The sequence below is a fragment of the Stenotrophomonas sp. YJH_SMC_19 genome, assembly GCF_059367915.1.
In genome coordinates this window covers 164,402-176,967 of sequence record NZ_JCAFRI010000003.1, presented here as the reverse complement: position 1 = coordinate 176,967, position 12,566 = coordinate 164,402, and the positions used below count along the sequence as shown (strand labels likewise).

At 65.7% G+C, this 12,566-nt stretch carries 14 protein-coding genes; 9 read left to right on the top strand and 5 right to left on the bottom strand.

Annotated features, from left to right (window positions below; all coding sequences use genetic code 11):
- Nucleotides 1-7 precede the first annotated feature (7 nt).
- Both AC5P5R_RS05375 and AC5P5R_RS05370 read right to left on the bottom strand, forming a co-directional pair.
- Nucleotides 8-1,411, bottom strand: a complete 1,404-nt coding sequence (locus tag AC5P5R_RS05375; protein WP_100438854.1) for a mannose-1-phosphate guanylyltransferase/mannose-6-phosphate isomerase — start codon at nucleotides 1,409-1,411, stop codon at nucleotides 8-10.
- Between the two features lie 11 nt (nucleotides 1,412-1,422).
- A complete protein-coding gene (locus tag AC5P5R_RS05370) occupies nucleotides 1,423-2,769 on the bottom strand; it encodes a phosphohexomutase domain-containing protein (RefSeq protein WP_012479089.1) in 1,347 nt (448 codons plus the stop codon).
- Nucleotides 2,770-3,002: 233 nt separating this feature from the next.
- On the opposite strand from AC5P5R_RS05370, the gene AC5P5R_RS05365 reads away from it, so the two are divergent.
- The 8 genes from AC5P5R_RS05365 (at nucleotide 3,003) to AC5P5R_RS05330 (ending at nucleotide 9,011) form a co-directional block, all read left to right on the top strand.
- Nucleotides 3,003-3,959 (top strand): UDP-glucuronic acid decarboxylase family protein, encoded by a 957-nt coding sequence (locus AC5P5R_RS05365; RefSeq protein WP_100438855.1) that lies wholly within the window; start codon nucleotides 3,003-3,005, stop codon nucleotides 3,957-3,959.
- Nucleotides 3,960-3,969: 10 nt separating this feature from the next.
- Nucleotides 3,970-4,914: a glycosyltransferase gene (locus AC5P5R_RS05360; RefSeq protein WP_005412175.1), complete on the top strand. Its 945-nt coding sequence runs from the start codon at nucleotides 3,970-3,972 to the stop codon at nucleotides 4,912-4,914.
- The gene (locus AC5P5R_RS05355) at nucleotides 4,892-5,296 is read left to right on the top strand and encodes a GtrA family protein (protein WP_100438856.1); all 405 of its coding nucleotides are present in this window, start codon (nucleotides 4,892-4,894) and stop codon (nucleotides 5,294-5,296) included. Before AC5P5R_RS05360 ends, AC5P5R_RS05355 begins: the two co-directional genes overlap by 23 nt.
- Nucleotides 5,293-5,892: a hypothetical protein gene (locus tag AC5P5R_RS05350; protein WP_005407993.1), complete on the top strand. Its 600-nt coding sequence runs from the start codon at nucleotides 5,293-5,295 to the stop codon at nucleotides 5,890-5,892. Before AC5P5R_RS05355 ends, AC5P5R_RS05350 begins: the two co-directional genes overlap by 4 nt.
- Before the next feature lie 51 nt (nucleotides 5,893-5,943).
- Nucleotides 5,944-6,369, top strand: coding sequence for a hypothetical protein (locus AC5P5R_RS05345; protein WP_088430849.1), 426 nt, complete (start codon nucleotides 5,944-5,946; stop codon nucleotides 6,367-6,369).
- Nucleotides 6,344-7,549 carry a hypothetical protein gene (locus AC5P5R_RS05340; protein ID WP_088430847.1) on the top strand — a complete coding sequence of 402 codons (1,206 nt, stop codon included), beginning with the start codon at nucleotides 6,344-6,346 and terminating at the stop codon, nucleotides 7,547-7,549. Before AC5P5R_RS05345 ends, AC5P5R_RS05340 begins: the two co-directional genes overlap by 26 nt.
- Before the next feature lie 96 nt (nucleotides 7,550-7,645).
- Entirely contained in the window at nucleotides 7,646-8,377 is a 732-nt protein-coding gene (locus tag AC5P5R_RS05335; protein ID WP_005407996.1) for a CoA transferase subunit A, read from the top strand.
- Nucleotide 8,378: 1 nt separating this feature from the next.
- A complete protein-coding gene (locus tag AC5P5R_RS05330) occupies nucleotides 8,379-9,011 on the top strand; it encodes a CoA transferase subunit B (RefSeq protein ID WP_100438857.1) in 633 nt (210 codons plus the stop codon).
- A gap of 22 nt (nucleotides 9,012-9,033) precedes the next feature.
- Here AC5P5R_RS05330 and AC5P5R_RS05325 read toward each other — a convergent pair whose 3' ends face one another.
- Nucleotides 9,034-10,332: a glycosyltransferase gene (locus AC5P5R_RS05325; RefSeq protein WP_157803283.1), complete on the bottom strand. Its 1,299-nt coding sequence runs from the start codon at nucleotides 10,330-10,332 to the stop codon at nucleotides 9,034-9,036.
- Between the two features lie 83 nt (nucleotides 10,333-10,415).
- Between AC5P5R_RS05325 and AC5P5R_RS05320 the strand changes: the two genes are divergently transcribed.
- A complete protein-coding gene (locus AC5P5R_RS05320; RefSeq protein ID WP_100438859.1) occupies nucleotides 10,416-10,997 on the top strand; it encodes an alpha-ketoglutarate-dependent dioxygenase AlkB family protein in 582 nt (193 codons plus the stop codon).
- Between the two features lie 4 nt (nucleotides 10,998-11,001).
- On the opposite strand, the gene AC5P5R_RS05315 is transcribed toward AC5P5R_RS05320, so the two are convergent.
- Together AC5P5R_RS05315 and AC5P5R_RS05310 are read right to left on the bottom strand one after the other, a co-directional pair.
- Nucleotides 11,002-11,643, bottom strand: coding sequence for an ABC-type transport auxiliary lipoprotein family protein (locus AC5P5R_RS05315; RefSeq protein ID WP_100438860.1), 642 nt, complete (start codon nucleotides 11,641-11,643; stop codon nucleotides 11,002-11,004).
- On the bottom strand, nucleotides 11,640-12,566 hold the full coding sequence (locus AC5P5R_RS05310) for an MlaD family protein (RefSeq protein ID WP_005408000.1): 927 nt from the start codon (nucleotides 12,564-12,566) through the stop codon (nucleotides 11,640-11,642). Before AC5P5R_RS05310 ends, AC5P5R_RS05315 begins: the two co-directional genes overlap by 4 nt.

The window sequence follows — 12,566 nt, the reverse complement described above, 5'->3', positions numbered from 1 at the left end:
TGATGCCTCAACTGCGCCCGTACGTATCCTCGAACCGCACGATGTCATCCTCGCCCAGGTAGCTGCCCGACTGCACTTCGATCAGTTCCAGTGGCAGCTTGCCGGGATTGCGCAGGCGATGCGTCACGCCCAGCGGGATGTAGGTGCTCTGGTTCTCGCTGAGCAGGATCACCTCGTTGCCGCGGGTCACCTCGGCGGTGCCGCTGACCACGATCCAGTGTTCGGCGCGGTGGTGATGCATCTGCAGGCTGAGCGTGCCGCCGGGCTTGACCGTGATCCGCTTGACCTGGAAGCGCTCACCGTTGTCGATCGAGTCGTAGGCTCCCCAGGGGCGGTACACCTTGCGGTGCCAGGTCGCCTCGCTGCGGCCTTCGGCCTTCAGCTTGGCCACCACGGTCTTGACCTCCTGCATGCGGTCAGCCTTGCCGACCAGCACCGCATCGTCGGTCTCGACCACGATCACATCATCCAGCCCGACCAGTGCGACCAGGCGCTGGGCATAGGCATAGGTGTTGCGGCAATCGATGGCGATCACATCACCCTGGTGGGCATTGCCGTCGCCATCCTGCTGCGAGACATCGCGCAGTGCGGTCCACGAGCCGACATCGTTCCAGCCGGCATCGAGCGGGATCACCACCGCGTCGGCGGTCTTTTCCATCACCGCGTAGTCGATCGAGTCCGAGGGCACGGCGGTGAAGGCATCCTTGTCCAGGCGGGTGAAGTCCGCATCGCGGCGAGCCTGCTGCCAGGCCTGGCGGCTGCCGGCCAGCATCGCCGGCTGGAAGCACTCCAGTTCCTGCAGGTAGCGCGAGGCCTTGAACAGGAACATGCCGCTGTTCCAGTAGTACTGGCCACTGGCGACGTAACCCGTGGCGGTCTCCAGGTCGGGCTTTTCGACGAAGCGTTCGACGGCACGCAGGCCCTGGCCGTCGGCAGCCTTGATGTAGCCGTAGCCGGTTTCCGGGCCGGTCGGCACGATGCCGAAGGTGACCAGCTTGCCGGCCTCGGCGGCGCTTGCTGCGGCCTGCACTGCACTGCGGAAGGCCGCTTCATCAGTGATTACATGGTCGGAGGGCAGCACCAGCAGCAGCGCGTCGGCACCGTCACGGGTGGCCTCCAGCGCGGCCACGGCAATCGCCGGTGCAGTGTTGCGGCCCACTGGTTCCAGGATGATCGCGGCCGGCTCGGCCCCGACCTGCTGCAGCTGCTCGGCAGCGACGAAACGGTGCTCTTCGTTGGCGATCACCAGCGGGCCACGCGCCGCAAGCGGGGCGACGCGCTGCCAGGTGGCCTGCAGCATCGTCAGCTCGCCCGCCAGCGGCAGGAACTGCTTCGGGTACGCCTCGCGCGAAAGCGGCCACAGGCGGGTGCCGGATCCACCGGACAGGATGACGGGCTGGATGCTGCTCATGCGGGCCTCGGTTACTGCTGGATCAGACGGGAGATTTCGTCGGTACGCGCCTGCATCAGTGCGGCGTCACCACGCGCTTCGACGTTCAGGCGCAGCAGCGGCTCGGTGTTGGAACTGCGCAGGTTGAAGCGCCAGTTGCCGAAGTCGGCACTGATGCCATCGGTGTGGTCCAGCGCGGGCGACTGCGCGGCGAAGTGTTCCATCACGCGCGCAACGGCGGCCTTGGCATCGGCCACCTTGAAGTTGATCTCGCCGCTGCACGGGTAGGCTGCCATGCGGTCTTCCACCCAGTCGGCCAGCGAACGGCCGCTCTCGGAAACCAGCTGGGCGATCAGCAGCCACGGAATCATGCCCGAGTCGGCATAGGCGAACTCGCGGAAATAGTGGTGTGCGCTCATCTCGCCGCCGTACACCGCGTCTTCGGCACGCATCTTTTCCTTGATGAAGGCATGGCCGCTCTTGCACTGCACCGCGACACCGCCGGCCTGCTCGACCATGTCCACCGTGTTCCAGACCAGGCGTGGGTCATGCACGATCTTGCCGCCGGGATGGCGCGCCAGGATCGCCTTGGCCAGCAGGCCGACCAGGTAGTAGCCCTCGATGAAGCGGCCGCTGTGGTCGAAGAAGAAGCAACGGTCGAAGTCACCGTCCCAGGCGATGCCGAAGTCGGCACCGTGTTCGCGCACCGCGTCGGCGGTGGCGGCGCGGTTCTCCGGCAGCAGCGGGTTGGGAATGCCGTTAGGGAAGCTGCCGTCCGGCTCGTGGCAGATGCGGATGAACTCGAACGGCAGGTGCGGTGCCAGCAGGTCGACGATGGCGCCGGCGCCGCCATTGCCGGCATTGACCACCAGCTTCAGCGGCTTCAGTTTGCTGGCATCGACGTAGCTCAGCAGATGCTGGATGTAGGCGTGCTTGTCATGCTGGGCGGTCTGCCCGGCACGCGGCGGCTGGGCCTCGGAGGTATCGGCGGCGACCGCGTCGGAAATCGCGAACAGGCCGGTATCCGAACTGATCGGCCGCGCGTTCTCCTTCACCAGCTTCATGCCGTTGTAGTCCATCGGGTTGTGGCTGGCGGTCACCATCACGCCGCCGGCCGCGCCGAGGTGATCGGTCTGGAAGTAGACCTCTTCGGTGCCGCACAGGCCGATGTCGATCACCTCACGGCCGGTCCCACGCAGGCCTGCGGCCAGCGCATCCTGCAGTGCCGGACTGGTAAGGCGCACATCATGTCCGAGGACCACCGGGCCTGGAGCGAGCTGTGCGGCCAGGGCGACGCCGATGCGGCGGGCCAGGTCCTCGTTCAGTTCTTCCGGCACACGGCCGCGGATATCGTAGGCCTTGAAAGCGGGCAGGGGCATCGAAGCAGTCCATCCGGATAGAGAAGCCTGATTATAGCGGGAGGGTCTGCAAACGGCCGGTGAGCCAGGGGCGCCCGGCCAGCAGCGTTGACTTGGGAGGGGGCCGGCCGATTCCCCGTCAATGGACCATGGCCAGCAGGCAGTTCGCATACAATTGCGCGCTGACGACCGAGGACATGGCCCGCGTGGCCATCGCCGATTGGCCTGCTGTTCCAGAAGGATCGAGGTTTGCTTTGAAATTCACTCACGATCAGAAACGCGTGCTGGTGACCGGTGGCGCGGGCTTCCTCGGGTCGCATCTGTGCGATCGGCTCATCGCGGGCGGCCATGACGTCCTCTGCGTGGACAACTTCTACACCGGCAGCAAGGCGAACGTGGATGGGCTGCTGGGCCACCCACGGTTCGAGCTCATGCGCCATGACGTGACGTTCCCGCTCTATGTGGAAGTGGACCGGATCTTCAACCTGGCCTGCCCGGCGTCACCGATCCACTACCAGCAGGACCCGGTGCAGACCACCAAGACCAGCGTGCATGGCGCGATCAACATGCTCGGCCTGGCCAAGCGCCTGCGCGCGCGCATCCTGCAGGCCAGCACCAGCGAGGTGTATGGCGATCCGGAAATCCACCCGCAGGTGGAAGGCTACTGGGGCCGGGTCAACCCGATCGGCATCCGCAGCTGCTATGACGAGGGCAAGCGTTGCGCCGAAACGCTGTTCTTCGACTACTGGCGCCAGCATCAGCTGGAAATCAAGGTCATGCGCATCTTCAACACGTATGGCCCGCGCATGCATCCCAATGACGGCCGGGTGGTCAGCAACTTCATCGTGCAGGCGCTGAAGGGCGAGCCGATCACCATCTATGGCGATGGCAGCCAGACGCGCAGCTTCTGCTATGTCGATGACCTGATCGAAGGCATGTTGCGGCTGATGGACTCGCCGGCTGACCTCACTGGTCCGATCAATATCGGCAATCCGTCCGAGTACACCATGCTGGAACTGGCCGAGACCGTGCTCCGTCTGGTCGGCGGCGCGTCGAAGATCGAGTTCCGCCCGCTGCCCTCGGATGATCCACGCCAACGCCAGCCGGATATCAGCCTGGCCAAAGCAGATCTGGGCTGGGAGCCCAAGATCGGCCTGGAGGACGGCCTGAAGGAGACCATCGCCTACTTCCGCCATCGCTTGCAGGCCTGAGGTGGCGACGATGCGAAAGATCGTGGTGATGCCGGTCTACGAGGACCTGGAAGCCTCCTCGAAGTTGTTCGTAGAGCTCGCCCGCACCCAGGGTCCGGACACCTATGTGGTGGCCGTGGACGACGGCTCGGTGCGGCAGCCACTGCCGATCAGCGCCATTGAGGCTTCGGGGCTGGAGGGCGTGGTGATCCGCCTGCGTCGCAATGTCGGGCATCAGCGTGCGATCGCCATCGGCCTGGGCTATGTGGCCGAGCACTTCGATGGCAATGACATTGTCGTGGTGATGGATTCCGATGGCGAGGATACGCCGGAGAGCATCACCGAGCTGGTGGCTGGCCTGGATTCGGCCGATGTCGACGTGGTGGTGGCCAGCCGTCGCAGCCGGGTCGAATCGCTGAAGTTCAAGTCGTTCTACATCGTCTACAAGCTGCTGTTCTCGCTGCTCAGCGGGCGCCAGATCAGCTTCGGCAACTTCATGGCGGCGAAGATGCCGGCGGTGCGCCGGTTGGCATCGATGCAGGAGCTGTGGATCCACGTTGCCGCCTGCGTGCTGGGCTCGAAGCTGCGCGTGCAGACCTGTGCGCTGGATCGTGGTCCGCGCTATGCCGGCCGCAGCAAGATGAACTTCGTCGGCCTGGCCCTGCACGGATTCCGTGCACTGATGGTGTTTGCCGAGGATGTACTGGTACGCGTGGGCATCGCCTGCACCATGGTGGCGGCACTGTCGATCATCGGCGGGATCGTTGCCACCGGGCTGAAGATGCTGGGCTTTGCATCGCAGGGCTGGTTCTCGCTGGCATTCGGCATCCTGGTGCTGGTGTTCCTGCAGACCGCGGCACTGACGCTGATCATCCTGATGTTGTCGGGGATGATGCGCGGCGGTGGCGTCATGAGCGTGGGCAGCTATCGCGAATTCGTTGACGAGGTCCTGCATGCCGGCCGTCGCAGTGGCTAAGGATGCGCTGGGCGGACAGGCCGTCCGCTACGTGATCAATGGCCTGGTCGCCACCGCGGTGCACTATGGAGTGCTGCACTTCAACATCGAGGTGCTGCACGTCCCGCTGGCCGCGATGGCCAACGCGATTGCAGCGGTCTTTGGCATCACTGTGTCGTTCCTCGGCAGCCGCTACTTCGTTTTCCATGGCAGGCAGGGCAGCCTGGCGCGGCAGGGCTCGCTGTTCCTGCTGATCTACGCCGCGATCGCCGTCCTGCATGCGCTGGTGATGTACGTCTGGGCCGATCGATGGGGCCTGGACTACCGCGCAGGGTTCGTGCTGGCGACCGGAATGCAGATGGCCGTCAGCTTCGTCGCCAACAAGTTCCTGGTGTTCAAATGAACAAATATCTGCGTGCCGCGCTGGCAACCCTTGCATTCATTGCCGCCCTGCTGCTGGTCTACTACGTCCACATGCGCCAGTTCCGCGTGAACGTGGTGCTGTATGCCAGCATCCTCGACGCGGTGATCGCAGTGGTGGTGGTGTTTGCGGGCCTGTATGCATTGAAGTGGTTCAGGGATTTCAGCCGCCTCGAGCTGATCCAGCTGGCCGCCATCTGGTTGCTGGGAGGCTACGTGTTCGCGATCTCGGTCCCGACCGTCATCGACCGCTCGCTGTCCTTCTACATCCTGGAGAAACTGCAACAGCGTGGCGGTGGGATACGCGAAGACGCGTTCCGCCAGGTGTTCACTGAAGAGTACGTCCGCGAGCATCACCTGGTGGAAGTGCGCCTGACCGAGCAGCTGCAGTCCGGAACCGTGCAGATCCATGATGGTTGTGTGCGGTTGACCGCGCGCGGCGAGCGCCTCGCATCGTTCGGCCGCTTCTACCGGCAGAACCTGCTGCCGACCCACCGCCTGCTGATGGGGCAGTACACCGATGCGCTCACTGATCCTTTCCGCGACAGCCGGATGCCGTCCGACTACCGTTGCCAATAGCCTGGGTGCTGCTGGCGCATTGGTTTTTCCGTTGGTTCCTTGAAACGTTTCATGGATGACATGACCCCCACCTCTTCCCCCCTGCGCACTACGCGCCGGGATCTGGCGATTGCCGGGATCCTGGTGCTGCTGTTGGGCGCTTCCCTCGTATCGGTCGCCAAGCGATCGGACTATCAGACGTCGCTGCTGCGCCAGGCCTTCGCTGAGGACGCGGGATTCGACGCATCCGTACCACGTGAGGTGGTGGATGCACGTGATCTGGTGCGCGCGCAGCCGATCGCGCCTTCGCTGCTTTCGCTCGGGCAGGGGCTGAAGGACGATCCCTTGATCCAGCAACGCATGTGGGAGGCGCTGTATCCGGTCCGGTTCAGCGATACCGATACCCCACAGCGCCTGCTGAGGGCCGGTGATCCGCTGGTTGACCAGTGCCACGTCCAGGGGAGGAGCGGAGATGTCGTTCTTGCCGACTGCCGCTGAACCAGGGCGCCGTGCGGCGCTGGCCATGCTGGTCTCCATTCTTGTCTGCTATGGCCTGGCCGCCGTAGGCCTGGCGGGCTGGCCGGCGCAGGTGGCATTCGGCACGGTCGTGCTCAGCGCGCTGCTCGCCCTGCCAGCCGTGCGTGACCTGCGTACCGCGCCTCTGGTCCTGGCCGTTCTGGTGCTGGTGTTGATCGCGCTGGGAAGCCCCACCGATGGCTGGGACCCGCGTTCGATCTGGCTCTTCCATGCCAAGCGGATCTACCTGGAGGGCACGTTGTACGCCCAGCTGGATGATTACGCGCCGTGGAGCCACAACGACTATCCCGCACTGGCTCCGTTGTTGATGGCCAGTGCAGCAGGTTTGGCCGGGCACTGGAACGAACTGCTGCCCAAGGCGGTGGCACCGCTGCTGCTGCTGCCGGCACTGCTGCTGATTGCCCCGAGTTTCCGATGGCGCTGGTGCGGGGTGCTGTTCGCAGTGCTGCTGCTGCGCCTGGGGCGTGACATGCTGATCAACGGCTACATGGATCCGCTGGTGGCGGTCTATGCCGTCGCTGCCGTGGCGACAGCGGTGCGTCACCGCATGTCCGGGAAGCATGGTGGTGGTCGAGAGCTGGTCGCATTCACCCTGCTGGTGGCCGTGCTGTCGATGTTGAAGAACGAGGGTGCGGTGCTTGCGGCTCTGTTGACGGCCGTGGTGCTGGGCGAAGGCGTGCTGCGTGAGCGTCGCCTGGGCTGGCGCATCCTCCTGGCCGCGGTTGTGGCCCTGCTGCCACTGCTGGCATGGAAGCTGGCCGTCGGGCAGGCAGGGGTTGCCAATGACCTGGCGGGAAGCGACATGAAGGCGCAGCTGTTGGCGCGGCTTGGCAGCGAGGGCGGTGCCAAGCCGATCGTCGGGCGCCTGCTGCTGGATGTGTGGGTGCTGGTGCCGCTGCTGGTGCTGGCGGTGCTCTGGCGTCCGGTGCTGCGGGTTCCGGCGGCATCGGCCGCCGTGCTGGCGGCGCTGGCGTACGCAGCGGTGCTGTTCCTGGTCTACCTGGGGACGCCGCATGACCTGGACTGGCACCTGCGCACCAGTGTCGACCGTGTCCGCATGCCGGTGACACTGCTGCTGGGGTTTGCGGTGTTGCTGGCGCTGGAACATCGCGCCACCGCGAAGATCCCGGGCACGCGCTGAGGCGCAACGCGCCGTGGCGTCATGCTGCGGCGCATCCCAGCCGTATGCGGTCGTAGCGCTAGAATGCGCTCATTCTTCCCGTGTGGGGCTGTAGAAATGGAACACGTGACTTCCACCGGCAAGCGCAGCAAGCGCTTCGCCAGTGCGGCGGAGGCCCTGCAAGGGGTGGTCGCCGATGGCCAGACGCTGGCCGTGGGCGGCTTCGGCCTGTGTGGCATTCCCGAGGCATTGATCGCCGCGCTGCGCGACAGTGGTGCCAAGGGCCTGACCGTGATCTCCAACAATGCCGGCGTTGATGGTTTCGGCCTCGGCCAACTGCTGGAAACCCGGCAGATCAAGAAGATGATCTCGTCCTACGTGGGTGAGAACAAGGAGTTCGAGCGGCAGTTCCTGGCCGGCGAGCTCGAGCTGGAATTCAACCCGCAAGGCACCCTGGCCGAACGCCTGCGTGCCGGCGGTGCAGGCATCCCGGCGTTCTTCACTGCCACCGGCTACGGCACCGTGGTGGCCGAGGGCAAGGAAACCCGCGAGTTCGACGGCAAGCACTACGTGATGGAAACCGCGCTGCGCGCCGACGTGGCGCTGGTCAAGGCGTGGAAGGCCGACGGGGCCGGCAACCTGGTGTTCCGCAAGACCGCTCGGAATTTCAACCCGGCCTGTGCGATGGCCGGCAAGGTCTGCATCGCCGAGGTCGAGGAGATCGTGCCGGTTGGCGCCATCGATCCGGACCAGGTGCACCTGCCGGGCATCTACGTGCACCGCATCGTGCACAACGCACATCCTGAAAAACGCATCGAACAGCGCACCATCCGCGCGGAGGGCAACTGACATGGCGTGGACCCGTGACGAGATGGCGGCACGCGCCGCCCGCGAACTGACCGATGGAGCGTACGTGAACCTGGGCATCGGCCTGCCGACCCTGGTCGCCAACCACATCCCTGAAGGCGTGGACGTGTGGCTGCAGTCGGAGAACGGCCTGCTCGGTATCGGCCCGTTCCCGACCGAAGCCGAAATCGACGCGGACCTGATCAATGCCGGCAAGCAGACCGTCACCGCGCGTGCCGGTGCCAGCTATTTCGGCAGCCACGACAGCTTCGCGATGATCCGCGGTGGCCACGTCAACCTGGCCATCCTCGGTGCCATGCAGGTCACCGACAAGGGCGACCTGGCCAACTGGATGGTGCCCGGCAAGATGGTCAAGGGCATGGGCGGCGCGATGGACCTGGTGGCCGGGGTGCAGCGCGTGGTGGTGCTGATGGAGCACACCGCCAAGAACGGCGAGCACAAGATCCTGGCCGAATGCACGCTGCCGCTGACCGGCGTCGGCGTGGTCGACCGCATCATCACCGACCTGGCCGTGTTTGACGTCACCGATGCTGGTCTGGTGCTGGTAGAAGCGGCGCCGGGTGTCAGCGATGACGAACTGAAGGAAAAAACCGGCGTGGCGTTCGCCCGAGGTTGAATCGGCGTTCGCGCCGGAGTGATCAGTCGCGCAGGAGTGCTTCCAGACTCCTGCGCGCTGCATCGCTGGAGAAGTGCTCGCGGATGTTGTGGTAGCCCTGTTCGGAGATGTGGGACCACAACGCCTCATTCGAGTACAGGCGCAGGACGGCGTTGCTGAACGCCTCGGTATCTGCCGCGATCAGTGCATTCTGACCGTCGATCAGGAACATGCCTTCGGCAGCAATGGGCGTGGCCACCACCGGAACACCGTGGCTCATGGCCTCATTGACCTTGCCTTTCACGCCTGCACCGGAGAGCAGCGGGGCGAGCGCGATCCTGCAACGCGACAGGAAGGGCTGCAGTGATGCCACGTGGCCGTGGACGATGACGCCGTTGCCGGCGTAGCGCGCCGCCACGTCTTCCGGAATCTCTCCGATCAGGTGCAGGACGATCTCCGGGCGCTGCGCACGGATGCGGGGATGGATCTCGCCGACCAGCCATTCCAGCGCTTCCTGGTTGGGCTGATGGGCATAGCCCCCCACGAAGTACAGGTCAGCGGTGTCCCCGAAACTGCGTTTGCCGCCGTGCACGTCATGGATGTTGGACAGCAGCCGGATGTCGCTGCCGGGCAGTTGCGCCTGCAGCATCTCCAGCTCGGTCTGGCTGACCACCAGCGTCGTGTCGCTGGCGTTGATCAGGGCGAACTCGCTTTGCCGCGTGCGTGCGGCCTGACGCTGCAGGTCCGGGTCTTGGCGCAGGTCCGCAGCACGCTGCTCACGCACATGGTGCAGGTCCACGGTGTCGAAGATCACCTTGCCGACGGCGTAATCGCGGATCAGCCCGATGTGGGCTGCCGCCACATGGTGGCGGCTGAGCAAGGTGGCACGCAGCTGCTGGCCGTGCACACGCAGCCACTGGTCGAGACGGGGGCTGCCTGCGATGCCGATCAGGTCCACGCCCAGTGTGTCGAGGAAAGCGCGACTTTCGGCACTGATGACACCATTGTCCGGCATGAACACCGGTTGCCATCCCAGCTCGCGGATCGACTGGAGGATCTTGCACATCCGGACCGAGCCGGAATCGCGGGTCGGATCGGGCGCGCTGGCATCAAGCACCAGCACGTATCCAGCACGTGCAGGGGCGGTGCTGCGCGCCTCGCCGGAAGAGCGCACTGCTTGATCGGGCACCGATGCTGCGGCCGGTGGATGTGGGCGAAGCACGGCCCTGACCTTGCGCAGCGTGGCGGCCGGGCCAACCTGGCGCAGGTTGTGAATCACCGAGGCCAGCCGGCGGGACGCCTGGCGAAGTCGCCATTTGAGGCTGTACCAGGAGTGCTTCATCGTCATCATCGTCAGGCGGCGCGCAGGAATGCGGTCGACCATCATAGTCGCTGGCCGCGGAGGGGGTGTGCTAGCGTGCTGGTATGCATTTCCCACTGGACGACGCCGACATCCACTGGCATCGGGGCTGGCTGGCCGCGGACCAGGCGGACCTTATGCAGCAGCAACTGGAGCAACGTATCCCCTGGCAGGTGCATCGCATCCGAATGTTCGGCCGTATCGTCGATTCGCCCCGCCTGAGCTGCTGGATGGGGGATGCCGAGGCGCGCTATCGCTATTCGGGTACCGATTTCCTGCCTGAGCCGTGGCAGCCGGCCCTGCTGCCGCTTCGCGAACGGCTGCAGGCATTCTGTGGACATGCCTTCAACAGCGTACTGCTGAACCGCTATCGCGGCGGTGGCGATTACATGGGCTGGCACAGCGACGACGAGCCCGAACTGGGCCCGGCGCCGGTGATCGCCTCGCTGAGCTTGGGCGCGGCACGGCGTTTCCTGCTACGCCGGCGTGATGATCCGGCGCAGAAGACCGAGTACCTGCTCGGCCATGGCGACCTACTGGTAATGGCCGGGCAGACCCAGCGTTATTACCAGCACGCGTTGCCGAAGATGGCGCGCGTGCAGGGCGAGCGGATCAACCTGACGTTCCGCTGGATTGCGCCACGCTGATCGATCAGCGCGTGACGGTCGGCTGGTCGGCCTGCCCGCTCACCAGCGTCCAGCCCACCACATCCTGCGCCAGCTGCTGCAGGCCGCGCTCGAACGCGGCGGTCACCGCCGGCACGTCGGTACTGCCGACCGGCTGTGCCTGGCGGAAGGTACGGTCGGCGACCACGCGCTGGTCGGCGACGTGGATCAGCTTGGCGTTGACCTCGATCACCACGGTCGGCGTGGCCTGGCCCTGGTAGTCCGACTCGAAGCGGCGCACGTCGGTGGACAGCTTGTAGTCGGCGCGGATGCCGGCGGTGCTGCGGGCGACGCCGTGGATGCGTCCGGAATCCTCAAAGCCGCGCAGCAGGGTGTCCTCGATCATGTCGGTGGCCGGCTGGGCCCAGCTGGCGCCCTTGTAGATCTCCAGCTGCGACGGGGTCGGCCGCACATTGATGCGCGGGCTGTCGACCATGCGTGCGGCGCTGGGCTTGGCCAGTACCAGCTGCCAGCTGGCCTGCGGCCACGCCGGATCGGCCTTCACCTGCACGGCGGGCGAGTACAGCGTCACTGCGGTTTTCTCGCTGCTGCCAAGGACGGAGCAGCCGCCCAGCAGGGTGACCAGCGAAGCGGCCAGCAGCAGGCGCGGAAGGGGCATCGGGCTCATTTGGGTTCGAACTCCTTCGGTGCGTCGCGGCCCAGCAGGTAGCGCGCGGGATTGTTCTCGAGGCGGTCGCTGACCCGGCGCAGGTCGCGGATCAGGCCGCGCAGTTCGGTCAGCGTCGGGCCCAGCTGGCCGAGGCCATCATTGGCGAAGCTGTTGATCGCGGCGCGGTTCTCGCCAAGGATCGAATCGGCGTTGCCGGCGGCCGAGTCGAGCTTGGCCAGGGTGCCGTCCAGCTTGTCGATGATGCCCGGCAGCTGCTGCACCAGGTTCCTGTCCAGGCGCTCGATGGTGCCGTTGGTGGTCTTCAGCGTGGTGTCCAGACTGCGGGCGGCATCGCGCGCGCTGAGCAGCAGCGCCTGGGTACCCTGGTCACGGTCGGCCAGGCCGCCGCTGATCGTCTCCAGGTTGGCCAGCGTCGCGTTGATCGAGGCCACGTTGCGGTCGCTGAGGATCTGATCCATGCGCTCGACGATGCGGTTGGCAACGTCGGTGATGTTCTGCAGCGCCGACGGCGTGGTCGGAATGATCGGGGCCGGGTCCTTGTTGACCGTGGTCAGTGCCGGTGACTGCGGCGTGCCGCCGCTGAGCTGGATGATCGACGGGCCGGTCAGGCTGGTGATCGCCAGCTTGGCACGGGTATCGGTCTTGACCGGGGTGGTCGAGTTCAGGCGGATGCGTGCGACCACCTGGCGCGGGTCGTCCGGCACCAGGTTCAGTTCGATGATCGAACCCACCGCGATGCCGTTGTACTGCACCGGGCTGCCCACCGACAGGCCGGTCACCGCCTCGCGGAACACTACGCGGTATTCCTGCCAGGTGCGGTCGGAGGAGTACTTGGCGGCCCACAGGCCGAAGGCCAGCAGGGCCAGGCCGGTGATCAGGGTGAACGCGCCGATCAGCACGTAGTTGGCTTTGGTTTCCAT

What these genes read in the sequence shown, in the direction of transcription:
- AC5P5R_RS05325 (WP_157803283.1), bottom strand. Translation starts at nt 10,332, where the DNA reads ATGAAGCACTCCTGGTACAGCCTCAAATGGCGACTTCGCCAGGCGTCC.
- AC5P5R_RS05345 (WP_088430849.1), top strand. Translation starts at nt 5,944, where the DNA reads ATGGATGACATGACCCCCACCTCTTCCCCCCTGCGCACTACGCGCCGG.
- AC5P5R_RS05375 (WP_100438854.1), bottom strand. Translation starts at nt 1,411, where the DNA reads ATGAGCAGCATCCAGCCCGTCATCCTGTCCGGTGGATCCGGCACCCGC.
- AC5P5R_RS05340 (WP_088430847.1), top strand. Translation starts at nt 6,344, where the DNA reads ATGTCGTTCTTGCCGACTGCCGCTGAACCAGGGCGCCGTGCGGCGCTG.
- AC5P5R_RS05370 (WP_012479089.1), bottom strand. Translation starts at nt 2,769, where the DNA reads ATGCCCCTGCCCGCTTTCAAGGCCTACGATATCCGCGGCCGTGTGCCG.
- AC5P5R_RS05335 (WP_005407996.1), top strand. Translation starts at nt 7,646, where the DNA reads ATGGAACACGTGACTTCCACCGGCAAGCGCAGCAAGCGCTTCGCCAGT.
- AC5P5R_RS05330 (WP_100438857.1), top strand. Translation starts at nt 8,379, where the DNA reads ATGGCGTGGACCCGTGACGAGATGGCGGCACGCGCCGCCCGCGAACTG.
- AC5P5R_RS05315 (WP_100438860.1), bottom strand. Translation starts at nt 11,643, where the DNA reads ATGAGCCCGATGCCCCTTCCGCGCCTGCTGCTGGCCGCTTCGCTGGTC.
- AC5P5R_RS05350 (WP_005407993.1), top strand. Translation starts at nt 5,293, where the DNA reads ATGAACAAATATCTGCGTGCCGCGCTGGCAACCCTTGCATTCATTGCC.
- AC5P5R_RS05310 (WP_005408000.1), bottom strand. Translation starts at nt 12,566, where the DNA reads ATGGAAACCAAAGCCAACTACGTGCTGATCGGCGCGTTCACCCTGATC.
- AC5P5R_RS05320 (WP_100438859.1), top strand. Translation starts at nt 10,416, where the DNA reads ATGCATTTCCCACTGGACGACGCCGACATCCACTGGCATCGGGGCTGG.
- AC5P5R_RS05360 (WP_005412175.1), top strand. Translation starts at nt 3,970, where the DNA reads ATGCGAAAGATCGTGGTGATGCCGGTCTACGAGGACCTGGAAGCCTCC.
- AC5P5R_RS05355 (WP_100438856.1), top strand. Translation starts at nt 4,892, where the DNA reads ATGCCGGCCGTCGCAGTGGCTAAGGATGCGCTGGGCGGACAGGCCGTC.